Origin of the sequence: Sediminispirochaeta bajacaliforniensis DSM 16054, from assembly GCF_000378205.1 — a bacterium.
Lineage (GTDB): Bacteria > Spirochaetota > Spirochaetia > DSM-16054 > Sediminispirochaetaceae > Sediminispirochaeta > Sediminispirochaeta bajacaliforniensis.
The window spans coordinates 87,735-111,844 of the sequence record NZ_KB899419.1; the positions used below are offsets into that span (position 1 = coordinate 87,735).

18 protein-coding genes are annotated in these 24,110 nt (G+C 49.0%); all 18 read left to right on the plus strand.

Going from position 1 to position 24,110, the window contains the following annotated elements; genetic code table 11:
* The first annotated feature begins 5 nt into the window (after window positions 1-5).
* The gene (locus F459_RS0114210) at window positions 6-578 is read left to right on the plus strand and encodes a DUF2764 family protein (protein ID WP_020613381.1); all 573 of its coding nucleotides are present in this window, start codon (window positions 6-8) and stop codon (window positions 576-578) included.
* Window positions 578-2,344 (plus strand): V-type ATP synthase subunit A, encoded by a 1,767-nt coding sequence (locus F459_RS0114215; RefSeq protein WP_020613382.1) that lies wholly within the window; start codon window positions 578-580, stop codon window positions 2,342-2,344. Before F459_RS0114210 ends, F459_RS0114215 begins: the two co-directional genes overlap by 1 nt.
* 18 nt (window positions 2,345-2,362) lie before the next feature.
* Entirely contained in the window at window positions 2,363-3,658 is a 1,296-nt protein-coding gene (locus F459_RS0114220; protein WP_020613383.1) for a V-type ATP synthase subunit B, read from the plus strand.
* 4 nt (window positions 3,659-3,662) lie between these two features.
* Entirely contained in the window at window positions 3,663-4,259 is a 597-nt protein-coding gene (locus F459_RS0114225) for a V-type ATP synthase subunit D (protein ID WP_020613384.1), read from the plus strand.
* 14 nt (window positions 4,260-4,273) lie between these two features.
* On the plus strand, window positions 4,274-6,085 hold the full coding sequence (locus tag F459_RS0114230; protein WP_020613385.1) for a V-type ATP synthase subunit I: 1,812 nt from the start codon (window positions 4,274-4,276) through the stop codon (window positions 6,083-6,085).
* A 30-nt stretch (window positions 6,086-6,115) separates the two neighbouring features.
* A complete protein-coding gene (locus F459_RS0114235; protein WP_020613386.1) occupies window positions 6,116-6,547 on the plus strand; it encodes an ATP synthase subunit K in 432 nt (143 codons plus the stop codon).
* Window positions 6,548-6,627: 80 nt separating this feature from the next.
* On the plus strand, window positions 6,628-7,674 hold the full coding sequence (ispG, locus tag F459_RS0114240; protein WP_033301810.1) for a flavodoxin-dependent (E)-4-hydroxy-3-methylbut-2-enyl-diphosphate synthase: 1,047 nt from the start codon (window positions 6,628-6,630) through the stop codon (window positions 7,672-7,674).
* 20 nt (window positions 7,675-7,694) lie between these two features.
* A complete protein-coding gene (locus F459_RS0114245) occupies window positions 7,695-8,612 on the plus strand; it encodes a tetratricopeptide repeat protein (protein ID WP_051086178.1) in 918 nt (305 codons plus the stop codon).
* Window positions 8,613-8,634: 22 nt separating this feature from the next.
* Complete coding sequence (gene uvrA / locus F459_RS0114250) at window positions 8,635-11,460, plus strand: excinuclease ABC subunit UvrA (protein WP_020613389.1); 2,826 nt, start codon at window positions 8,635-8,637, stop codon at window positions 11,458-11,460.
* Window positions 11,457-14,633 carry an LPS-assembly protein LptD gene (locus F459_RS0114255; RefSeq protein ID WP_033301812.1) on the plus strand — a complete coding sequence of 1,059 codons (3,177 nt, stop codon included), beginning with the start codon at window positions 11,457-11,459 and terminating at the stop codon, window positions 14,631-14,633. The genes uvrA and F459_RS0114255 overlap by 4 nt, the downstream gene beginning before the upstream one ends.
* 60 nt (window positions 14,634-14,693) lie before the next feature.
* Complete coding sequence (locus F459_RS0114260) at window positions 14,694-15,650, plus strand: PhoH family protein (RefSeq protein ID WP_020613391.1); 957 nt, start codon at window positions 14,694-14,696, stop codon at window positions 15,648-15,650.
* Window positions 15,628-17,826: an HD family phosphohydrolase gene (locus tag F459_RS0114265; protein WP_020613392.1), complete on the plus strand. Its 2,199-nt coding sequence runs from the start codon at window positions 15,628-15,630 to the stop codon at window positions 17,824-17,826. The genes F459_RS0114260 and F459_RS0114265 overlap by 23 nt, the downstream gene beginning before the upstream one ends.
* A complete protein-coding gene (ybeY, locus tag F459_RS0114270) occupies window positions 17,813-18,274 on the plus strand; it encodes an rRNA maturation RNase YbeY (RefSeq protein WP_020613393.1) in 462 nt (153 codons plus the stop codon). The genes F459_RS0114265 and ybeY overlap by 14 nt, the downstream gene beginning before the upstream one ends.
* Window positions 18,271-19,056, plus strand: coding sequence for a hemolysin family protein (locus F459_RS0114275; protein WP_020613394.1), 786 nt, complete (start codon window positions 18,271-18,273; stop codon window positions 19,054-19,056). The genes ybeY and F459_RS0114275 overlap by 4 nt, the downstream gene beginning before the upstream one ends.
* Window positions 19,037-21,073, plus strand: coding sequence for a tetratricopeptide repeat protein (locus F459_RS0114280; RefSeq protein ID WP_020613395.1), 2,037 nt, complete (start codon window positions 19,037-19,039; stop codon window positions 21,071-21,073). Before F459_RS0114275 ends, F459_RS0114280 begins: the two co-directional genes overlap by 20 nt.
* 72 nt (window positions 21,074-21,145) lie before the next feature.
* A complete protein-coding gene (gene gap, locus F459_RS0114285; RefSeq protein WP_020613396.1) occupies window positions 21,146-22,147 on the plus strand; it encodes a type I glyceraldehyde-3-phosphate dehydrogenase in 1,002 nt (333 codons plus the stop codon).
* 12 nt (window positions 22,148-22,159) lie between these two features.
* Window positions 22,160-23,347, plus strand: a complete 1,188-nt coding sequence (locus tag F459_RS0114290) for a phosphoglycerate kinase (protein ID WP_020613397.1) — start codon at window positions 22,160-22,162, stop codon at window positions 23,345-23,347.
* A complete protein-coding gene (gene tpiA, locus F459_RS0114295) occupies window positions 23,347-24,096 on the plus strand; it encodes a triose-phosphate isomerase (protein WP_020613398.1) in 750 nt (249 codons plus the stop codon). Before F459_RS0114290 ends, tpiA begins: the two co-directional genes overlap by 1 nt.
* Window positions 24,097-24,110: the final 14 nt, after the last annotated feature.

A 24,110-nucleotide genomic window follows, 5' to 3' on the forward strand; every position in this document is an offset into this window, starting at 1 on the left:
GGCAATTGGCTCAATACTATTATACGATTGCCACCCTGCCGTTCTTTTCGTATGACGCAGTTTCCGCTATACGTTCGGAGGATTTCCTTGCGCGTTGTGCGGAAGACATGTCGGATAGCGCCTACTGTTCTCTTTGTTATGCAAAACTTGATATTTCCGACCAGAAAGAGGATGAACTCCCCGCTTTCCTTATCTCCTGGTACCGATTTGAACGGGAACTTCGCAATGAACTGGTTCGTTCCAGAGCGGCAGGTCTTGGCATGGATGCCGCAGTGTATGTGCGCCCCGGCGAGGGCCCGACGGGAATTGAAGATATTGTCCGTGATGCCCTGGGGCAGCCGACTCCCTTACAGGCGGAAGATGTGCTTAATAAGGCACGTTGGCGGAAGCTTGAGGAAATGGAGGTCGGTCATTATTTTGACCTTCAACGGATGATGATTATCTATCTCAAATTGCAGCTTTTGGAAAGGAAAGGGGCTTTTCGCCCCGAGCTTGGTACAGAGCGATTTGAAGAAATTTATGCAGACGTACGGGAAGCGGTTGCTTCTGCTTCCTCAACCGGGAATGGAGAGAGCTGATGGATAGGAGCAGTGGTAAAGTCATAGGAGTAAACGGAAACATGGTATCTGTCTTAGTCGACGGTACCATCTCTTTGAATGAAGTGGGATACATCGTTTTAGATGAAAAACGCCTCAAGTCGGAGGTCATACGAATCCGGGGAGACCGGGCCGAGATGCAGGTTTTTGAGATGACCGGTGGAATCGGAGTTGGCGACAGTGTCGAGTTTACCGGAGAGCTGCTGGCTGTAGAGCTTGGTCCCGGTTTGCTGACGCAGATCTACGACGGCCTTCAGAACCCGCTTCCCGAATTGGCCCAGCAGTGCGGCTTCTTTCTTCAGCGAGGAGTCTACCTGAGTGCTTTGCCTCGGGATAAAAAGTGGGATTTTTCTCCCAAGGTAAAGGTCGGCGATAGTGTTACCGCAGCCGATACCCTTGGAACGGTCCCCGAAGGGATTTTCGAGCATCGGATTATGGTTCCTTTCGATAAGCAGGGAAGCTACCGCATAAAAACGATAGAGTCGGCTGGAAGTTACGACATCGATCATGAGATTGCGGTGATTGCCGATGAAAAAGGGAACGATATTCCCCTCACCATGAGCTTTCAGTGGCCGGTAAAACGGGCTATTTCCTGCTTTGACGAGCGACTTAAGCCCGAGAAACCGATGATCACCAAGGTACGTCTGATCGATACCTTTTTCCCGGTGGCCCTCGGCGGAACCTATTGTATTCCCGGTCCGTTCGGTGCCGGAAAGACAGTTTTGCAGCAGATTACCAGCCGTCATGCCGAGGTTGACATCGTAATCCTTGCGGCCTGCGGTGAACGTGCCGGTGAGGTCGTCGAAACCCTGAAAGAATTCCCCGAATTGATCGATCCGCGAACAGGAAAAAGCTTGATGGAGCGGACGGTCATTATCTGTAATACAAGTTCAATGCCGGTTGCTGCCCGGGAGGCCTCGGTGTACACCGCCGTCACCATGGCAGAGTACTATCGACAGATGGGGCTCAACGTTCTCATGCTTGCCGACTCCACGAGCCGCTGGGCCCAGGCAATGCGTGAGATGTCCGGTCGTCTTGAAGAGATACCGGGAGAAGAGGCCTTTCCCGCCTATCTCGAATCGGTTATCGCCGGTTTCTATGAGAGGGCCGGTGTGGTCAGACTCAAAGACGGCTCGATAGGATCAGTCACCATCGGTGGTACCGTAAGTCCCGCAGGAGGAAACTTCGAAGAACCTGTGACCCAGGCGACTTTGAAGGTCGTCGGTGCCTTCCACGGACTCTCGCGGGAACGGTCTGATGCAAGAAAATATCCAGCCATCCACCCCCTGGATAGCTGGAGTAAGTACAAGGGGGTCATTGAACCCCAGAAAACCGAATACGCCAGGCAGATTTTGCATCGAGGCGATGAGGTTGGACAAATGATGAAGGTTGTCGGTGAAGAAGGCACCAGCATTGATGATTATATCGTCTACCTCAAATCCGATTTTATCGATTATGTCTATCTGCAGCAGAACTCCTTTGATCCGGTCGATGCTGCGGTAGGCGTGGAGCGTCAGACCTACGTCTTTAATTTACTCTTCGAAATTATCGGTTCAGCCTATGATCTTTCCCAGAAGGATGAGGCACGAACCTATTTCAACCAGTTGCGCCAGCGCTTTCTCGACTTTAACGGAAGCGAATGGAAGTCTGATGAGTTTGTTGCTCAGGAGAAAAAGATCCGTCAGATGTTCGACGAAAAAAAGACCGGTTTTCAGGAAGATGCAAAACGGCTGCTAAAGCAGGCATAGTGAAAGGTGGGAGAAACGATGCGCAAAGTATACAGTAAAATTGAGGCGATCGCCGGAAGTGTTATTACCGTAAAGGCAGACGGGGTTCGCTATGATGATCTTGCGGTGGTAAGCAGCCGTCACGGTGAATCGCTTGCCAACGTTATCCGACTCGACGGAGACCGGGTTTCACTCCAGGTTTTTACCGGAGGTCGGGGAATATCCACCGGAGACGAGGTCCGTTTCCTTGGTCACCCGATGCAGATCTCCTATTCGGAAAATCTGCTCGGGCGGATTTTTACCGGAAGCGGAAAGCCCAGGGATAAAGGTCCCGAGCTTAAGGAGAATCTGATCGACATCGGCGGGCCTTCGGTAAATCCCGCCAAACGTATTATCCCCCGCAATATGATACGTACCGGTATTCCCATGATCGACCTCTTCAATACCCTGGTGGAAAGTCAGAAGCTGCCGATTTTTTCCGTTTCCGGAGAGCCCTACAACGAACTGTTGGCCCGGATTGCCATGCAGGCGGAAGTCGACCTGATCATTTTAGGGGGCATGGGGCTTAAATACGACGACTACCTCTATTTTAAAGAAACCCTTGAAGCCGGCGGAGCCATGAGCCGGACCATCTTCTTCGTCCACACGGCGGCGGATCCCATTGTTGAATGCCTTTTGGTTCCTGATATCGCCCTTGCCGTGGCTGAGAAGTTTGCCCTTGAAGGAAAGAAGGTGCTTGTCCTTCTTTCGGATATGACCAACTTCGCCGATGCCATGAAAGAGATGTCCATAACCATGGAACAGGTTCCCTCCAACCGTGGTTATCCCGGCGACCTTTACAGCCAGCTTGCAAGCAGATACGAAAAGGCAGTCGATTTTGAGGGATCCGGTTCCATCACCATCCTTGCCGTCACGACTATGCCGGGCGATGATGTTACCCATCCGGTTCCCGATAACACCGGATACATCACAGAGGGGCAGTATTACCTCAAAGGAGGAAGGATCGAACCTTTCGGTAGCCTTTCTAGACTGAAGCAGGCAGTCAACAAGGATACCAGAGAGGACCACAGGGCCCTCATGGACGGTATGATCAAACTCTATGCCGCATACAAGGAGTCACTGGAGAAACGATCCATGGGATTCCGTATGACCGACTGGGATACTAAGCTCCTGAAATACGGTGTACTCTTCGAAGGACAGATGATGGACCTTTCGGTGAATATCCCCCTCGAAAAAGCGCTGGACAACGGTTGGGAGATTCTTGCCGAATGTTTTACCAAGGAAGAGACCGGTCTGAGAACGGAATTGCTCAATAAGTTCTGGCCGAAAGGATGATGTGATGGCGGCGGTTAAGCTGACCAAAAACGAACAGAAAAAACAAAAGGATTCTCTTAAACGGTATCAGCGCTACCTTCCGACCCTTATGCTGAAAAAACAGCAGCTGCAGATGGTCATCCGTCAGGTCGAACAGAAGATCAGGGATATTGAGGCAAAGCAGAAACGGCTTCGTGATGATCTTGCAGAGTGGATAGCGGTATTTGGTGAGGATGTCGGAATAGGGGAGTTGATCCGGATCAAGGCTGTGGATCGGGAAATGGGAAATATTGCTGGTGTCGATATACCGGTATTTCGCGAGTTGCTTTTTGATACCATCCCCTACGACCTGTTTGAAAAGCCGCTTTGGGTTGATAAAGGTGTTGTGGCCCTGAAAGAGATTTCCGCCTTGGATGCTGAGATTGAAATCCTGCGACAGCAGGCCGACCTGTTGGGTGAGGAGTTACGGATTACGACTCAGCGGGTCAATCTTTTCGAAAAGGTAAAGATACCCGAAACAAAAAAGAATATCCGAAAGATTCAGATCTATCTTAGCGATCAGCAGACAGCTTCGGTCGTTCGCGGAAAGATTGCCAAGAACAAGATTGTGAGGGTCTCTTAGCAATGATTGTACCAATGAAAAAGGTGGTTTTGGTTACCACCGAGACACGAAAGAGCGATTCGATTGCAAAACTGCGTGATTTCGGCCTGCTTCATATTGAACAGCTGGCCGGAAGCGGTGAGCGATTGGAAGAGCTGAAAAAAACCAGAGACATGGTGGACCGTGCGATCTTCACACTTTCGCCGGATGCCTCGGAGGAGGGCGGCGGTCCTTCATCCTTTGATGCTGCGTTGGAACTGGCTCGAAGGGTGAACCGACAGGCCGAACGTATCCGGGAATTGTCCGATGATGTGGAACGCTTTGATCGGGAACGTGAACAGGTCGTACCCTGGGGCGATTTTGATCCACTGGTGATAGCGGAACTGAAAAAACGGGGGATAGCCCTGCGGCTTTTCGAGCTTAGTGCTGATCAGGCAAAGGCTGCCGCTACGGTGAAAAACCTTTTTCCCGTCCGAACAACAAAAAGTGTTCGCTACGTTGCTGTCGTTGATGATGGAAACCTCGATATCGGGGGTTGGAAAGAGTTCCTGCCTCCCGAAACATCACTTTCCGAGATCGAAGGCGTGATTAAAGACCGACGTTCACAGATCGCCCATATTCAAGAAGAGCTTGATCGTCTTTCTGCAAGCCGGGGTCGCTTGGTAAGGGTGCTCGATGAATTGAATGGGATGGTCCAGTTTGAGAATATTGTAACCGGTATGCACTCGGAGGGAACGATCGTTTACCTGAAGGGATTTATTCCTGAAAAGCGAAGCGAAGCTATCAAGAAAATGGCCACCGAGAACGGGATGGGGATTATCATTACGAATCCCGATGATGAGGACCAAGTTCCGACCCTGGTTGAAAATCCCAAGGCTATCTCCATTATTCAGCCGGTTTTCGGTATGTTGGGAACCATCCCCGGCTACCACGAACGGGATATTAGTCTCTTTTTCCTTATCTTTTTCAGCATCTTTTTTGCCATGATCATCGGCGATGCAGGATACGGACTGATCTTTCTCATCCCTGGTCTGCTTGGAATGCGAAGCGGCAAGAAAAAAACAGGGAAAGTCCCTACTGCCATGGTGTTGCTTACGGTTCTGAGTTCCTGCACAGTGGTTTGGGGTGCCATTACCGGTACCTGGTTTGGATCTCAATTCCTGGCGGATCTTCCCCCCATAAAGGCCTTGACGATCCCTGCCATAGCCAGTTTCGGCTCTGAAGAGAGTTCCCAAATGATAAAGTTTATTTGTTTTGTATTGGGAACAATACACCTCTCTATTGCCCACATCTGGAATTTTATGACGGAACTGAGAAAAAAGCCCAAAATCCGTGCCTTTGCTCAGCTTGGTTGGCTCTCTATGGTTTTAGGACTTTTTTACCTTGTGCTGAATCTTGTTCTTGATGCCGAAAAATTTCCTATGCCGACCTACAGCATCTATATGCTCATCGGCGGTTTGGCTGCCGTCTTCCTTTTTGGTCAGCAAGAAGGAAATTTTATCAAGGGTGTTATTAAAGGGATCGGTGGTTTTTTGACGACATTCTTGGATTCGATTTCCGCCTTTTCCGATATTATCAGTTATATACGACTCTTTGCCGTTGGACTCGCAACGGTGGAGATCGCAAAAAGCTTCAATGCCATGGCTTCCGGATTGGGGAACGACGTTGTTGGGATTATCGGTAGTGTTCTGATCCTCCTCCTCGGTCATGGACTGAATCTTGCCATGGGAGCGCTTTCCGTGATCGTGCATGGTATACGATTGAATGTACTGGAGTTTTCAGGTCACCTGGGAATGGAATGGACTGGGGTTGCGTACGACCCCTTTCGAAAAAAAGAAACGAAGTAAATACTTCATTTAGAAAGAAGGAGAGAGCAGATGAACTTCGGAATGTTAGGAATTGGAGCGGCCCTTGCTTTTTCGGCAATGGGATCGGCCCTCGGCGCTGGTGCCGCCGGAATGGCTGCAGTTGGTGCATGGAAAAAGTGCTTTGCACAGAACAAACCGGCACCATTCATGCTGGTTGCCTTTGTTGGGGCTCCCCTTACACAGACCATCTACGGGTATATTCTGATGAATACCCTTAAAGGGGTTGCCGATACGGCGAATGGCTGGCTTTTGCTTGGTGTAGGCTTGTTCGGCGGTATTGCAATGGGACTTTCCGCTCTTTTTCAGGGAAAGGCTGCTGCATATGCATCCGATGCCTTGGCTGAGACCGGTAAGGGATTTGGTAACTACATCATGGTCCTTGGTTTGATCGAGACGGTTGCCTTGTTCGTCATGGTATTTATGATGGGTGTTGTCGGTTAGGCACACGAACTTCATGTATATAAAGCCGGTCCACCGCCGATGGCATACGGATCGGCTTTTTTTAAAGTGGTGTAATGAGCATGCTACGAGAAAAAATTCCCGTCGGGGATCTCTTTATAGGAGGTGACGCCCCCGTAACGGTTCAAACCATGTGGAAACGTCCTCTTGTTGGTGAAAATATTGATGATGTTTTGGCATCCATACATGATTTTGCGGCCTTTGGATGTGATCTGATACGGTTTTCGGCTCCCCGTCTTGAAGATGCGGGAATCATCGGATTGATTGCCAAAAGGAGCCCGATTCCGATCGTTGCGGATATTCATTTTGATTATCGCATTGCTCTTGAGGCCATTCGTGCAGGTGTCCATAAGGTCCGCATTAATCCTGGAAATATAGGATCACGGGAAAAGGCCGAAACGGTGCTTCGTGCGGCCGCCGATGCCGGGGTTGCAATTCGCGTTGGTATAAACGGAGGATCTCTGCCTCGAACGCTTCGTAATCACCCCGATCGTGGAGAGGCCATGCTACTTGCTGCCGAAGAAGAGATCGGTATTCTTGAAAAAATAGGTTTTAGCCGGGTGGTTTTCAGCCTGAAATCGTCCGATATTGAAAGCAGTGTGAAGGCCAATACCCTTTTTTCACAGCGATATCGTTATCCTCTGCATATCGGTCTTACAGAATCAGGGCCTTTGGTCCCCGGAACGGTAAAGTCGTCGATTATGATCTCTCGCCTTTTGCTTATGGGCATCGGTGATACTATCCGTGTGAGTCTTTCCGAAGAACCGGTCAAAGAGGTGATGGCCGGAGTTGAGATCCTCAAAGCTCTTGGACTTCGGAAGAATGGGGTCAGGATTATCAGCTGTCCCCGGTGTGGCCGTTCGACCTTCGACCCGCATGCTTTCCTTGCCCGGTATGAAAAAGAGTTATTGAAAAGCGACAAATCACTTACGGTTGCGGTTATGGGGTGTGTTGTGAACGGTCCTGAAGAGGCCCGTCACGCAGACATTGGCATAACCGGCGCAGGAAGGGAAGTGATTGTCTTTCGGAAAGGGTCTATAGTCTATAAAGGGGAAGCGGAAAGGGCGTACAAGGCCTTTTGGGAACAATTTGCAGCCTTTGAAGGGTGATCGATCGGGAGGAATTTACGGTGGTGAAAGCTTGCAGACATGGTGGTGGAAGCGTTTTCCTCATCGGCATGATACTTCTCTTCTGTCTTGTTCCTGGGCTTTTTTCACAAAGTACCGAGGGCCCCCCTTCCTGGATCTTGCTGGAACGGGGAAAGAATTCCTTTCACGACGGTGAGTTGGGAGTGGCCCTATTCTACTTTAGAAAGACCTTGGAGCGGGGGGATCTCATAGCCGACGGATATACCTGGACGGGAAAGGTGTATGAGGCGGAAGGTGAACTCGTTCTGGCGGAGCAGGCATATCGCAACGCCATCGAGCATGAAAAGAGTTTCTACGTGTGGGAAGAACGCTATACCCCGCGAAAGCTTCTTGCGAGGGTTCTTGAGCGGGAAGGTAAGCAGGAAGAAGCAATCGCCGTGTATGCAGAGATTATCTCGATGCAGAAAAAAGAGTATCCTGTTCAGGAAATTCCCGATAAACTTCTCTTGAGTAACTACCTCGAAAAGGGTCCTGATAAATTTCTTGAGCTCTACCGCCCCGAAGGCAGCCAGACAATTCCCGCCCATGCCGCCTTGGGTACTCTTTTTATGGAAAAAGGGGAGAGTGATGCGGCAATGGGACATTTACTGCTTGCATGTACCATCCCGCTTTCCATGACAATCGATCTCCTTTTATCCCGAGAGCCTGGATATCGCTTTATCACCACCTCTTACGGTTATGAAAATACCTTGAACCTTTTGAAAAAGGGAGAGGCCGATGACGATATCGCGCTTTTTTTCGAGGATGCGGGAATGTATGAGTCACTCTACCATTTTGCTTCTCTGTTGGAACAGGAGGGGGCAAAAGAGCGTGCCCTGGAACTCTTTACCATTCTGACCTACCTTAACGGCGGTGGCCGTTGGCGTCTTCTTGCAGAAGATGCGCTTGCCGGTTTTTAGGAAATTTCGTACTCTCCTGTTTATGAATAAGATCATCATCAAGGGTGCCAGAGAGCATAATCTGAAAAATATCGATATTGAGTTGCCGAGAGACAGTTTGATTGTGGTGTCCGGACTTAGCGGCTCCGGCAAATCAAGCCTTGCCTTTGATACCATCTTTGCAGAGGGGCAGAGGCGTTATGTCGAATCCCTTTCTGCCTATGCCCGGCAGTTTCTCGGAAGAATGGATAAACCCGATCTCGACTATATTGAGGGGCTGAGTCCCGCCATCAGCATAGAACAGAAGACGACCCACAAGAATCCCCGTTCGACGGTGGGAACTGTTACGGAAATTTACGACTATTACCGACTTCTATGGGCCCGTATCGGAAAGGCCTATTGTCCCAATTGCGGTGATCCCATCCAGGAACAGTCGATCGATCAAATCCTCGATATATTGCTTTCGCATCCGATAGATACGAAATTGATGATCCTTGCTCCTGTTATTCGGGGGAAGAAGGGGGAACATCAGAAGATATTTGAAGATGCAAGGAAGGCAGGATTTGTTCGTGTTCGGGTTGATGGCCAGGTAGCTTCCTTGGATGAAGAGTTTACACTCGAAAAGAACAAAAAGCACACCATTGAGATTGTGGTTTCCAGATTGAAGATGAGTCGCGATATGCGAAAGCGACTTGCCGAGGACGTAGAAACCGCCCTTTCCGTTGCCGATGGTTCTCTGATCGCCGTTACGGCAACAAAGGATGACGAGAAAGAGACGTTTTTTTCCCAGAAAAATGCCTGCCATCGCTGTGGGTTTAGTATGCCGGAACTTCAACCCCGGCTCTTCAGTTTCAATAATCCCTACGGAGCCTGTCCCGTTTGTTCAGGACTCGGGATGACCCTGGAGTTCGACCCGAAACTGGTGGTTCCGGATAAGTCCCTCTCCTTCAATCAGGGGGGGGTCGCTACCGCAAATCCCGATTCGGCCTGGCATCGTAGCTGGTTTGAGGCTTTGGCGGAACATTACGATTTTTCTCTTGATACCCCCTTGGATGAGCTTCCCGAGAAAATTTTCGATATTATCTTAAACGGCAGCGATGACGAAATCGATGTTACCTACGTGAACAGGAAGAAGACGGGTAAGTTCGAGTATTCGACCCAGTTCCGCGGGGTCCTCAACGACCTGAAACGGCGATACCTGGAAACAAGTTCCGAGGGGATAAAACAGTGGCTCGAAAGTTTTATGTCACAGAAAGAGTGTCCTGCCTGTGGCGGAAAGCGGCTGAAACCTGAAGCACTTTCCGTAAAGGTCGGAGGGGTTTCGATTTTTGACCTCACCAGCCTTTCCGTGGATGATTCTCTCAGCTTTTTTTCGAAGCTGAAACTAAGCGAGACCGAAAAAAAGATATCATCTCAGATTATGAAAGAGATCGTCGACAGGCTCACCTTCATGAAGAGTGTCGGTCTGGAATACCTCACATTGGAGCGTCGTGCAAGTACCCTTTCCGGAGGAGAAGCCCAACGAATCCGTCTTGCGACCCAGATAGGATCAAGTCTTGTCGGTGTTCTCTATATCCTGGATGAACCAACCATCGGTTTACATCAACGCGATAACGATCGACTCATTGCAACCCTGAAGCATCTTCGGGATATTGGCAATACACTGATTGTTGTGGAACATGACGAGCAAACCCTTCGTACTGCCGATTACATTGTGGATCTCGGTCCCGGGGCTGGCGTTCATGGGGGGCATGTTATTGCGAAAGGAACCTTGGAAGAGATCCTTGCAAATAAAAAAAGTATAACGGGAAGGTTTCTTAGCGGAAGAGAGGTTATTGCCGTTCCTCAGGAGCGCAGGCAAGGTAACGGAAACCAGATCCTCCTTAAAGGAGCCAGGGAGCACAATCTAAAAGGGATAGATGTTGCCATCCCGCTGGGAAAGATGGTGGTTGTCACAGGGGTGAGCGGGTCCGGAAAGTCGACGTTGGTAAGCGATGTTCTTTTTCCCGCAATCTCGAATCGAGTGGGGAAAAGCAAACTCCCCGAGGCTTCCTACGATGAAATTCTGGGACTCGAAAACATCGATAAGATCATAAATATCGATCAGTCTCCCATCGGAAGGACCCCGAGGTCGAACCCCGCTACCTATGTTGGCCTCTTTACTCCTATTCGCGAGCTTTTTGCCTCTCTTCCCGATGCAAAGGCACGGGGATACAAACCCGGCCGCTTCTCTTTTAATGTGAAGGGAGGGCGTTGTGAACATTGTCAGGGCGATGGAACGATTAAAATCGAGATGCATTTCCTGCCCGATGTTTACATCACCTGCGATGTGTGTAAGGGAAAGCGCTTCAATCGGGAGACCCTCGATATCCGATATAAGGGAAAAAATATTCACGAGGTCCTAGAAATGACTGTAGAAGAGGCCCGTGAATTCTTTTCTCACATACCCTCTGTCAAACGTAAACTTGATACCCTCCATTCTGTGGGGCTCGACTATATTAAACTTGGACAATCCGCCTTGACGCTTTCGGGAGGGGAGGCTCAACGGGTGAAGTTGAGCCTGGAATTGTCTAAGCGCAGCACCGGAAAGACCTTCTATCTTCTGGATGAACCGACGACAGGGCTTCATTTTGCCGATGTAAAGAAATTGATGGAAGTGCTCCACCAGTTGGTGGATATGGGAAATACGGTGCTTTTGATTGAACATAATCTCGACGTGATCAAACAGGCAGATCATATTATCGATCTTGGTCCTGAAGGTGGAGCGGCAGGAGGGCAGGTGGTCGTCACCGGTACTCCCGAAGAAGTGGCTCGGTACAAGAAGAGCTATACCGGCCGTTATCTGCAGGATCTCTTGGACGGGAGATGAAGCAAGGGGCACGCAACTATTGTATGATGTACTGCCTCACCCTCGTTTGGGCAATGACTTTGTTGTTTTTGGGGGTGCAGCTACTTTCCGCCGAGACGACGATTCGTGTGGAGGAGGCGGAATCTGCAGAGAGTTACAGCGATCCCCAATCAAAAGAGCACTATTTTGAACTGCAGGGAGATGTCTCCATCACCCTTGATGATAAAAAGAATGGAACCCTTCACAAGGTAACGGCCGACTATATATTGTTTAATCGGGATACCGGGGTCCTCTCCGCGAAGGGAAACGTCGTGTATGAGCTTGTCCGCAACGACAGTTCCGAGCTCTTTCGCGGAGAAAGCCTTGTGTTCAATACCGAAGATTGGTCGGGAACCTTTTTTTCCGGTGCCAGCAGTAAGGAGGAGACGGTAGAAGAGAAGAGTGTCACCTTCTTTTACAGCGGAAGGAGCATTCGACGTTTTTCCGACGGAAGTGTGGTCCTTGACGACGGTGTTATCTCCTCCAGCGGTCTGGAAGAGCCTTACTACCGTATTAAGGCCAAGCGCATAACCATTTTTCGTCCCGGGGAGTGGGCCGTAAAGGATGCCACCCTATATCTTGGGAGAATTCCAATACTCCCTCTTCCCTATTTTTTCATGCCGGGCGACACCCTTTTTATCCATCCGAACTTCGGTTACAACCTGACAAAGGGATATTTCCTTCAAACCACGACCTATCTTCGCGGTCAATCTAAGGAGGAAGACGAGAGCGGATTGTCCTTTCTGGAATATCTCGATGGATCTTCGGATTCGTTTCGTTATGAACGTGATGGGCTTTTTCTTACAAAGGTTCCGAACAAAGATAATGAGGAGCCAAATAACGGTTATATCAAAGTGGTTGCCGACTACTATACCTATCTCGGCCTGCTTACGGCACTTCAAGGCGAGTATGAGGCCTTGGGGGCATGGCAGAATCTTTTTTTCTATGCTGGTATAGCCGAAACCAGGGAAATTGATCAAAGTTCCTACGGCTACACGACCCTTATCGAAGATGACGGAAGCTATGATGTTGACTGGCAGGAGCCCATGATCCTGGGTAATACCTTTCCCTTTCGCTTTCGTTTTGATTTTTCCGGTGAACGGGAATTGACAAAGTGGTTTACCCTTTCGATGGATCTTCCTCTTTACTCCGATCCCACGGTACGTAGTGATTTTCTGCCTCGCAAAGAGGGAATGCAGTGGAAGAGCTTTATCGATTCCGATTCTGTTCTCGAGGATGAAAGTGGGGATGCCGAGGACGAGGATGAAGAGCTGAATCCGGGCATTGAAATTAGTTCTACCGATCCTCTGGTACTTTCGGAACGGGGGGATATCACCTTTACCCTCAACTCTTTGGCCATAGCCGCAATACTTGCTTCGAAAGATGGTTCAGGAACTACACTATATCCTCTAGGCTATTACTATCCGGAATCTTTTGACCTTCCTAATCTCTCCTTTTCCCTTACAGGTTCTCTTTTTGATACCTTTTCCACATCCCTTCAGACAAGCCAAGGGGATAGCGAATCTGATCCTTCGGCTGAAGATGGCATTGCATCGCCCGGAGCCTGGCCGGGAGATCGTAACGTCGCAAACGATGTATTCGATATCGCGGTGGAAGGGGAAGGAGCTGCTCCCTCTTCCATATCAGGGGATGTTGACTCCTCCTCAAACAATCCCTCTCTTTTTCAAAATTCCCTTGGTTTCAGCATCAAGCCGATCGCGTCACAGGAAAATGTATACAACGTTACCGATTATGCTTCCGCCGAAGATGTCTCCCTGGATACGGATTACACCCTTACCAAGCTGACCGGAACTGCGGCCCTTAATTACAAGGCCGCGATATGGCAGGATTTTTTCAGCTTTGAAAATAAGGTACTCTTTTCCGGAACATACCAAGACCATACCATATATAGTGACGAGTTGGACTCCGATTACGGAGAGGATGCCGATGAGTCTGCGACCCGTTATGATGTGACAAATAGCTTTGCCGCTACCTGGAAGCCTTTTCTTGCCAGCGATCTGTGGAACGATTCTTCAGTCGTGTATGAAGGAACAAGTACCGTGCTTGCCGGTAGATGGGAGGGAGACAGCGACACAAGTTTCAATACGATCCCATTGACCTGGAGTGAAGACAGTATCACCAATCATCTATTTACGACCTCTTTTGTACGTAAGGAGGTGGAAGGCAGCCAAAGCCTTTCGACTACGCTGCAGTTGCCGCCAAAGGATCTTTATGTTAAGCCTGTTTTGGCCGTTGAAAACAACTGGATGAAACTGAGCGGAAAGGGAATATGGACCTATACCGCGCATGATTGGTATTCTGATTATCTCATTTGGGAACTTGGTATAACCCCCTTCGATTGGCTGAAACTCAACGAAAAGGTCGACCTTGGAATGGATTCAGACGACCATGATCTTGCCGCCTCCACTGTCGCTTTTTCTTTCTTCGATGAAAACATCGAACTCAGCAATGCCCTTACCTGGGATTTCGACGATCAGGAGATCGATAGCTACGAGGGTGGGGTGACACTTTTCCCGCTTTATGTTGATTTTTTGGCCAAAAGGGCTTACGACTATGACTTGACGGATTCTGGCTGGAAAAAAGATTCTGATGACTGGGCTTTCAGGCCGTACAGCGTTGAGACGGGACTCAAATTTAAATTCGATCCCGATCCCTTTTGGAAGCGACGAATCAATTTGTCACTTTCGCTCGATAGCTCATGGGAAATGAATCTTATCAGATATTCGGAAAATGAGTTCACCTTCGATCTCTCATTCAAGCTTTCGATAGCTGAATTCCTTGATATCGAATTTTCTTCGGTCTCCAGCAATACGCTTACCTATCAATATTTTGATACCTATTCCGATGATCCTCTAAATATACTGACCGATCTTTTGGACTCTTTTGCCTTTTTCGACCGATCAAGGCGAGAAGCTTCCAATTTTAACCTTGAAAGTATTTCGATAAAAGCTGTACATTCCATGCGGGACTGGGATCTCAACTTTGTCTATTCGGGGAGACCTAAGCTTGTTGATAATGATGACGGACTCTCCTATTATCAGTGGCAACCGGAATTTTCGATTTTTCTGCAATGGCGGCCCATTCCGGAGATTAAAAAAGAGGTCTCATACAGCGACGATGAGTATGATTGGTAGTCGTTTCCCGACCTTGACGATTCCATACTCTCTTGGCTACACTACAAAAAGGAGTGTTTATTGAGCGATTCATTTACCATAGTCTTGGACGACAACCGTTTTCTGCGGGATATTTGTGGTCCTCAGGACGAAAATTTGCGTGGGCTTGAGCATCTGCTTGGTGCAAGAGTTGTCGCAAAGGGCAACGAAGTGATTCTTGATAGTGCCGATACCGAAACGAAGGAGTTGTTCAGCAATCTAATCGGAAGAATGAAGGCGCACAGAAAGGCGGGGCAGGTTGTAACGCCGACCGTCGTCAAGACCATTTTTTCATCGCTTACCCAAAACGGCGAAGAAAAGACCGATATGTTATCGGATCTTAATATCTCGATACCAAGTAGCCCGAAGGTTTTCCCCCGAAACTACCATCAGGCAGCTTATATTGATGCCATGTCCTCCAACGATCTTGTTTTCGGAATCGGTCCGGCCGGTACGGGGAAAACTTTTTTGGCGGTTGCTCACGCCTTAAAAGAGATTCTTGAACGTAAAAAGAAGAAACTTATCCTGACCAGGCCGGTGGTGGAAGCGGGAGAGAGCCTTGGGTTTCTTCCGGGAGACCTTGCACAGAAAATAAGCCCCTATCTTCGCCCTCTGTACGATGCCATGGATCGGCTTATCTCCTATCAAGTTTTGAATCGTCTTGAGGAGAGTCGGATCATCGAGATCGCTCCGTTGGCGTACATGCGCGGCCGAAGCCTCTCGGAGAGTTACATCATCCTGGATGAAGCCCAGAATACAACACGCGAGCAGATGAAAATGTTCCTCACCAGGATTGGAGAAAATTCGAAGGCGATCATCACCGGTGATATTACCCAGATCGATCTCCCTGGAAAGCAGCAATCGGGACTCATTCATGCTATGCAGGTGTTATCTTCGATTGACGAGATCCGATTTTGCCATTTTGAATCGGCCGATGTGGTAAGGAACGGACTGGTAAGAAAAATCGTACACGCATATGAACGTGAAGAAGCAAAATAGTATCCATTTGTCTCATCGTGCCGCTCCGATCGCTACGGCGGCGGCGTTTCTTGTTGCCGCCGTGCTTTCGCTTTTTTCTCCGCAAATGGGTGGTTTCCTCTTTCGGGAAAATTACAGCCGCTTTTCCACCGGGCAGATTGCCGATCGTGATCTGGTCGCTCCAAAAGCCGTTGAGTATGTGAAGTCGACGGAAACCGCACGAAAGATCGAAGAGGCCCGTGCGCAGGTCTTACCCGTCTATGCGGCCCAGGAAAAGGCCATCTTGGAAAGCCTGCATAGTCTCGAACAGTTTTTTGATTATCTGAATGACAAGAGAGCCGTGGGAAATTCTTCTTCTCTTTTGGCGGAAATTGAGTCGCGATTCTCGGTGAGACTTGATCAAAGAGAGCTTGAGCTCCTCCTTCAGGGAAATACAACATCGAGTTCCCTGTTTCCGCTTATTGAAGAGCTTGTTACCGATTTTATGGAGCATGGTGTTTTCGAGTCGCTGCCGCAAGTTTCGGGAGATTCCATCACGCTTCAGCGGTGGGAGCATGGAGAGAAGGGAAAGAGTGTTCTTAGCATCGGTGATCTGATCATTCCCTCACGGATTCCCGATGCCGTTCGCAGTTCTCTGGCTGGGACCGGCATAGATGAGGTGAGTCTCGATCTCATCGAAAAATTGACACTCCACTTCATCACTCCGAATGTCAGGTTCGATTCGGTCCTGACGGAAGAGGCAAAGGATAAAGCCGCAGCCGGTGTCGCGCCGGTAACCGGAAAAATCGAAGAGGGGGAGCGGGTCATTCGAAAGGGTTTTATCGTTACCGAAAACGATATGGAGAAGATTCGGGCAATAAGTCAAGCGCAGACAGGCATTCAATACGGCATGATCATTGCCACCTTCCTGTACCTTGCCCTCATGTTTTTTCTCGGTTTCATTCTTCTTTCCCCTTATTTGCAGCCCCGCTGGCGTACATTCCAGTTTCTCATGCTAATGTTGATAACATGGCTCTTCTTTTTTGCAAGTGCTGCCCTTTCCTTTTTCCTTACGGGAGAGGATTGGACCATGTTGCGGGCTTTTTTCCTCCCTTCCGCTCTTGTTTCAATGCTTATAACCAGCATGATCGGTGAGAAGGCCGCTTTTCTTTTGATCTTTCTTTCCGCCTTTTCCATTGTGCCTTTTGTACCGATTGGAAAGATGGATTTAATCTTTATTATCGTTTCCGGTTTAACCGGTATTCATGTCATCCGAAAATCGGAGCGAAGGATAGATCTCGTACGGGGTGGGGCGTTAATCTCTTTTATTCACCTTTTGATGGTCCTGGTAATCGGCTTGCTCTCGAAGAAGCCTGTGTCTTGGTTTGCTTCGGCAGCAGGTCTTGCCATTATTAATGCTCTGGCCTGTACGGTTCTCAATTTGACGATTCTTCCCGTAATTGAACATTTTCTGAATGCTCCTACGGTATTTAGGCTCATCGAACTTTCCGATATGAATACCCCGCTGTTTAAGCGGATGATTATGGCTGCTCCCGGTACCTACAGCCATTCCGTCAGTGTTGCCAATATGGCTGAATCTGCCTGCAGGGCGATCGGAGCGAATCATCTGCTTGCAAGGGTAGGAGCCTACTACCATGATATAGGAAAGATTGAACAGCCGGAATATTTTATAGAAAACCAGACCGGTAACAATAAACATGACGAGCTTAAGCCAAGTCTGTCGGTTGCGGTTATCAAAAGTCATGTTAAGATTGGAATAGAGAAAGCAAAGGAGTTGAGGCTTCCTCCCGAGGTGGTCGATATTGTTGGTCAGCACCATGGTAACGGTTTGATTGAATACTTTTATACCGAGGCCTTGAAAAATGAAGAGGAAAATCAGAAGATAAGTCCGGAGGAGTACTCCTATAATGGGTCCCCGCCGGTTTCCAGAGAGGCTGCGGTCGTTATGCTCGCCGATACCATAGAGGCGGCCACGCGTACACTGAAAAAACCGACTGTTGCGAAGCTCGAAAAATTTATTTGGTCTAAGATTATGGATAAAGTGATAAACCGGCAGATGATAAATTGTGATCTTACCTTTCGGGATATGGAGAAGATCAAACAGAGTTTTGTTCAGATACTTGCCGGACACTTCCATTCTCGCATAGAATACCCTAAAGCGGAGGAAGGAAAACGTAAAACCCATGAACAGAGTTGAAGTCGACGCCAAAGATGTTGAACCGCCGTCGTGGTTGCCCGCGATCGGACCTTTTTGTGTGGCAGTGCTGCGTTCTCTGGATATTTTGAACTGGGAACTTTCCATTCTCTTTTGCAACGATGATACCATAAGGGACCTAAACAGAACCTGGCGTGGCATCGATGCACCTACCGATGTGCTATCATTCAGTCAACTGGAAGAAGAAAACGTTGTTTCCGGATCCGAAGATGGATCGGTATACGCCGGCGATATTGTAATTTCTCTTGATACCCTTGATCTTCATTCGAAACTCTTCTCTGTAACCCGCGAAGAGGAGCTGAAGCGTCTGTTGATTCATGGGATTCTCCATCTCGCCGGTTATGATCATGAAACGAACGAAGGCAGCGAACCGATGTTGACGCTGCAGGAACAGATCGTGAAAACTTTTTCAGGAGTGAGGCTGTTTTGAAACGCACTGGTATCCTTGGTAAGTTGTTCGGTCGAAGCAACAATTCCGAGGAAGAGAATTTCAGTAATTTAAATTTCGAAGAACAGGATATGATTAAGGGGGTCGTAACCCTCTCCGACACAACGGTGAAAGAGGTGATGGTGCCTCGAATCGACGTGGAGTTCATCAGTAACGAGGCCTCCAAGCAAGACTTGCTGGAAGCCATGATTCATTACGGCTATTCTCGCTATCCGGTCTATAAGGACACTATCGATAATGTCGTCGGTGTTCTGTATGTAAAGGATCTTCTGCCGGCATTTATGAGAAACGAGGCGATCGACATTGGTCTGGTTGCCAGAAAGCCCTATTTCGTACCGGAAAGCAAGCGATTGGATTCTCTCCTTAAGGAATTCCGTCGTCGAAAGGTACACATCGCCGTGTCCGTTGACGAATACGGCGGTGTTTCGGGTATCGTTTGTCTGGAGGATATCATTGAGGAGATTGTCGGCGATATTCAGGACGAGTTCGACAACGAAGAGGAAGATATTCTCGAAATAGGCGAGGGGGTCTATCTCTGTGATGCCCGGGTCGATATTGAAGACCTGAACGAGCAGGTAAAACTTCAACTGCCCGATGATGATTTTGATACCTTGGGCGGTTTTGTCTTTGATCTTTTTGGGAAAATTCCTGTCCGCTATGAAAAAGTGACCTATAATAATCTTGATTTCATTATTCAAGATATGGAAGGACACAAAATTAAAACGGTGAAGGTGATAAAGAGGGATGCCGCTGTTACGGCCTAATGTCTGCAGATTTGTACCTGCTCTCCTGTTTTTCCTCCTCTGTATCAATGTGCTTTGGGGACAGTCTAAGGCTGTGGAACTTTACACGCAGGGGGAGGCGGCCAGGAATAGCGGGAAGAGCGAGCTCGCAATGGAGCTCTATAAGGCATCTCTTCAGGAGAATCCCAATTATCGTGAACCCTATCTGCGTTTGGCGGAGATCGCCTTTTATGAGGGTTCTTCGGAAGAGGCCCTTGCCTACGCCGATACTGCTGCAAAGCTTGGTAAAGAAGCAAGTGATGTGGAGGTTTTGCGCGGGCGAATACTGACGGATCTGGGAAGGTTCATCGAAGCCCAGGAGCTTCTTTCGACTGTGCTTTCAAAACAGCCGAACCTTGTTTCCGCCTATCGTGCAATGGGGGAGCTGGAGATTGCCAGGGGGAGTCTGCGTCGTGCATTGGTATGGTATGATAAGGCGCTGAATATCGATCCTGTCAATCGAATTGCTTTGCTTTCATCGGTGCCGGTGACGGATGCGCTTGAGCAGTGGAACGATTCGGAACAGGTTCTCCTGAGGGCTGTAGAGCTCTATCCCGAATCATTTTTCGTACATTTGACTGCCGCTCGGCACTATCTTGAGATAAACGATCTTTCCCGTGCCGAATATCATTGTGATGTGGCTCTTCGTATAGAACCGGAAAATCGCGATGCTCTTCTCTTATATGCCCTCGTTCTTTCCAGACAGGGGCGTTATGAGGATCTTCTCAATAGACTCAACCCGGGCGGTTCAAGAGAATCGGCCGCATCTCTTCTTGACGATTATCTTGGTTATTATCTGAGAGGATCGGCACAGAAGGCTCTCGGTCGTTACCGGGAAGCCCTTGACTCCTTTTCCGCCGTCCTCCGTCTTCGTCCGGAGGATCAGATAAGCCGGATCGTTTATGAGCAGATTCTTTCATCCGAAGTCGATCGAAGTCTTGATGAAAATAAAAAAAGAATCGATGAGGCTGTCTCGTACCATCTTACCCTTGCCGATCGGTATCGAGGTCGGAATCGTACGGATAGCGCGATGCGGGAGGTTCGCAGGGCTCTCAAACTTGATCCCGACTCTTTCTCCGCACGCCGGATGTATGCCGATTTATGGTTGTTGAAAGGTTTTCCGGCAAAGCAACTCTCAATTCTTGAAGTGATAGAACGTCAGGGAAAGCTCGATACTTCGACTGCCGATACTCTCGAAGTATATCGCCATGAGCTCAACCAATCCGTTTCCGAGCGCTGGAATGTTGATCAGTTTTCACTTGATAGGTTCCGTTATCGAATTCCGGTATATATCAGCGGTGAGAGAGGGGCAATGCTCCACTCGCTGAGCAAGAATGAACTGGCTTCTTATGTCGCCCATGTGATGAACGGATATGAAAAGCTTTCGGTTCCCGAGGCGGCGGAAGTCGGTTCGTTTGCAGAAGCCTATGGCCGGGCCCGGGCTCTTTCCGCTCATTATTTTGCACTCATCGTTCTTTCTGAGGACGAAAGAAGTTTTACCCTCGATTCCGAATTGTACGGCGGTTCCACCGGGGCCCTTATAGAGCGTCAGAGAATCTACCGTACAGGAAATGAACGGGTGACCGATGCTATCGGTATTTGGGTCGACCGCCTCGATGCCGACTTGCCTGCCCTTGGTAAAATGCTGCGCTATTCCTTCGCGTCGGGCCTTATGGATCTGGGAACCATTGACGGGGTGGAGAACGATGAGGCCTTCATGATCTTGCCGAAGGATAAACTTACTGTGCGAAAAGAGGGGCTCGGCCTTCGTTTCGAAGCCTCAGATGCGGTGGGAACCTTCACCGTTACTTCAATGGATGAAATGGTTTCTGAAGGGGATGTGGCCTCGAATCGGTTCTATGACCTTATTAATCCTGGGGATTGGGTGGTTAAAGAGCCCGGTCCCGACTCGTCTTCGCCCCCAAACGGCTCTGTTCAGGCCCCTTCACAGCCGTTGTCCCAGACCGATGTGTATAAATCGGTGTCTGGGATACGGTGATTGATTGACACGTAAAATCCTTTTCCGTATAGTTTAAACACAATTGCGTTTATTCCAATTCAGGAGGATAAAATGAAAATAGCGATTAATGGATTTGGAAGGATCGGTCGGAGTGTTTTTCGTGCCGCCTTCGAGAGAAGCGAGATTGAAATCGTAGCAATTAACGACATTACAAATGCGAAGACCTTGGCACACTTGCTCAAGTACGATTCTATCTACGGTGTTTCCAAGTATGAAATTTCCGCAAGCGACAATGCCATTACCGTCGGCGGAAGGACCATCAAGGTTCTTGCCGAGCGTGATCCCAAGAATCTCCCCTGGAAAGAACTTGGTGTGGATGTTGCCATCGAGTCTACCGGTATTTTTCGGACTGCAAGCGGCCCGAAGGGTGGATACAAAGATCATATCACCGCCGGTGCAAAGCGGGTAATCCTCACCGTTCCTGCGAAGGATGAGGTTGATAAGACCATCGTTCTCGGTGTCAATGAAGACAAGCTTACGGACAAGGATCTTGCCGTTTCCAACGCGTCTTGTACCACCAACTGTCTTGCCCCTGTTGCCAAGGTTCTGAATGATAGCTTCGGTATCGTTGAAGGATTGATGACCACCGTTCACTCCTACACCTCTGATCAGCGTCTGCATGATGCTCCCCACAGTGATCTCCGCCGGGCACGGGCTGCGGCTCTTTCCATCATTCCCACTTCCACCGGTGCGGCAAAAGCTGTTGGGATCGTTATTCCAGAGTTGAATGGAAAGCTCAATGGTATTGCCATGAGAGTTCCCACCCCCACCGGTTCCATTGTCGACCTGACCGTTCGTCTTGAGAAGGATCCCTCGGTCGAAGAGCTCAACGCTGCCATGAAGAAGGCTGCCGAAGGTCCTATGAAGGGTGTCCTTGAGTATACCGAAGACCCCATTGTTTCTATGGATATTGTTGGCAATGCCCATTCTTCGATTTTTGATGCCACCAGCACCATGAAAATCGGAAAGGGTTTCTATAAGATTCTTTCTTGGTACGATAACGAATGGGGTTACAGTAACAGAGTTGTTGATCTGGCGACAAAACTGGTGTAGGGTTTAACCACTATGTCAATACGTACCGTAAAAGATCTTGATCTTCGCGGTAAGCGCGTTCTCATCAGGGTGGACTTCAATGTCCCCCTGAAAGAGGGCGTTATTACCGATGATACACGTATAAAAGCTGCTCTTCCTACCTTGAAATATATTCTTGAACAGGAAGGCAGCTCTTTGGTCATCATGAGTCACCTGGGAAGGCCAAAAGGCGAGAAAAAACCTGAATTTTCCCTTGCCCCGGTGGCAAAGCGTTTGTCGGAGCTTCTCGGAAGGCCTGTTGAAATGGCAGCAGATTGTATTGGAGATGCTGTGACCTCCCGGGCCGCTTCGCTTAAGGCTGGCGAGATACTGCTTTTGGAAAATGTTCGCTACTATGCGGGAGAGACAAAGAATGATCCCGATTTTGCGAAAAAGCTTGCTTCCCTTGGCGATGTATATGTCAACGACGCTTTTGGAACAGCTCACAGGGCCCATGCCAGTACTGAAGGGGTTACAAAGTTTCTACCTTCCGCTGCCGGCTTTCTGATCGAAAAAGAGGTCGCTTTTTTTGAACCTCTGCTTAAGAATCCCGAGCACCCGTTTGTAGCGATTATCGGTGGTGCAAAGGTTTCGACAAAGATTGGGGTTTTGGAAAATCTCATTGATAAATGTGATACCCTCGTTATCGGGGGCGGAATGTGCTATACCTTTCTCAAGGCCACGGGTAAGAGCATAGGAAAGTCACTTTTTGAAGAGGATTTTCTTAAGACTGCCACAGACCTTCTGAAAAAAGCGGAGCAGAAAGGGACAAAGGTTATTCTTCCCCTTGATCATGTATGTGCAAAGGCTTTTTCTGAGAAGGAAACACCGATTGCCGTCGACGGGGCGGATATCCCCGAAGATCTCATCGGCATGGATATTGGGGTTCAAACCCTTGCTGAAATAAAGAACGCTCTTGCAGGTGCAAGGTCCATTGTATGGAACGGCCCCATGGGCGTATTCGAATTCGAAGCGTATGCTAAGGGGACCGTTGAGGTTGCCGAGATGGTTGCCTCCTGTAAAGGTACTACCGTGGTAGGCGGCGGCGATTCCGTTGCGGCCGTTAACAAATTCGGTTTTGCGGACAGAATTGACCACGTTTCCACCGGTGGAGGCGCAAGCCTTGAATTTCTCGAGGGAAAGGTGCTTCCCGGTATTGCAGCGCTGGAGGGAAGCAAATAATGCGAAAAACTTTCATTGCGGGAAACTGGAAAATGCATAAGACGGTCTCCGAAGCCGTTGCCTTGGCTAAGGAACTGGTACCAGCGGCAGACGGAAACAGCCGCTATCTGATTGCTCCTCCTTTTACTGCTCTTTCCGCTGTCGGCGAGGTGGTAAAGGGTACCCCCTTACTGTTAGGTGCTCAGAATATGTCGAATGCGGAATCAGGAGCACACACCGGCGAAGTTTCTGTTCACATGTTGAAGGATGTCGGTGTCAAGGTTGTTATCCTGGGCCATTCCGAACGCCGTCTGATTTATGGTGAGAAGGATGCGTTTATCAACGAAAAGGTCAAGCTTGCCCTTGATAACGATCTTGAAGTCATCCTTTGTGTCGGTGAGACCCTGGAGCAGCGGGAGGCCGGCGAGGTTGAGCAGGTTGTACGCACCCAGGTTGAAGGCGGTCTTAAAGGAATTCCCGAGGGATTCCTCGATAAGGTTACCATTGCCTATGAACCGGTTTGGGCCATCGGTACCGGCAAGACTGCAACCCCGGAGGATGCAGATGCCGTTCATGCTTTTATCCGAAAGGTGATCAAAGAGCTGTACGGTGACAAGGCTGCCGAAGCCATGGTTATTCAGTACGGTGGATCTGTGAAGCCGGGAAATGTGAAAGAGCTTATGGCCATGAAAAACATCGACGGGGCTCTCGTCGGTGGAGCGGCCCTGAAAGCAGAGACCTTCGTACCTATCATGAAGTACGACAGCTAATACGTTTGGAGAAA

What these genes read in the sequence shown, in the direction of transcription:
- F459_RS0114215 (WP_020613382.1), top strand. Translation starts at nt 578, where the DNA reads ATGGATAGGAGCAGTGGTAAAGTCATAGGAGTAAACGGAAACATGGTA.
- F459_RS0114220 (WP_020613383.1), top strand. Translation starts at nt 2,363, where the DNA reads ATGCGCAAAGTATACAGTAAAATTGAGGCGATCGCCGGAAGTGTTATT.
- F459_RS0114225 (WP_020613384.1), top strand. Translation starts at nt 3,663, where the DNA reads ATGGCGGCGGTTAAGCTGACCAAAAACGAACAGAAAAAACAAAAGGAT.
- F459_RS0114230 (WP_020613385.1), top strand. Translation starts at nt 4,274, where the DNA reads ATGAAAAAGGTGGTTTTGGTTACCACCGAGACACGAAAGAGCGATTCG.
- F459_RS0114235 (WP_020613386.1), top strand. Translation starts at nt 6,116, where the DNA reads ATGAACTTCGGAATGTTAGGAATTGGAGCGGCCCTTGCTTTTTCGGCA.
- ispG (WP_033301810.1), top strand. Translation starts at nt 6,628, where the DNA reads ATGCTACGAGAAAAAATTCCCGTCGGGGATCTCTTTATAGGAGGTGAC.
- uvrA (WP_020613389.1), top strand. Translation starts at nt 8,635, where the DNA reads ATGAATAAGATCATCATCAAGGGTGCCAGAGAGCATAATCTGAAAAAT.
- F459_RS0114255 (WP_033301812.1), top strand. Translation starts at nt 11,457, where the DNA reads ATGAAGCAAGGGGCACGCAACTATTGTATGATGTACTGCCTCACCCTC.
- F459_RS0114265 (WP_020613392.1), top strand. Translation starts at nt 15,628, where the DNA reads ATGAACGTGAAGAAGCAAAATAGTATCCATTTGTCTCATCGTGCCGCT.
- ybeY (WP_020613393.1), top strand. Translation starts at nt 17,813, where the DNA reads ATGAACAGAGTTGAAGTCGACGCCAAAGATGTTGAACCGCCGTCGTGG.
- F459_RS0114280 (WP_020613395.1), top strand. Translation starts at nt 19,037, where the DNA reads ATGCCGCTGTTACGGCCTAATGTCTGCAGATTTGTACCTGCTCTCCTG.
- gap (WP_020613396.1), top strand. Translation starts at nt 21,146, where the DNA reads ATGAAAATAGCGATTAATGGATTTGGAAGGATCGGTCGGAGTGTTTTT.
- F459_RS0114290 (WP_020613397.1), top strand. Translation starts at nt 22,160, where the DNA reads ATGTCAATACGTACCGTAAAAGATCTTGATCTTCGCGGTAAGCGCGTT.
- tpiA (WP_020613398.1), top strand. Translation starts at nt 23,347, where the DNA reads ATGCGAAAAACTTTCATTGCGGGAAACTGGAAAATGCATAAGACGGTC.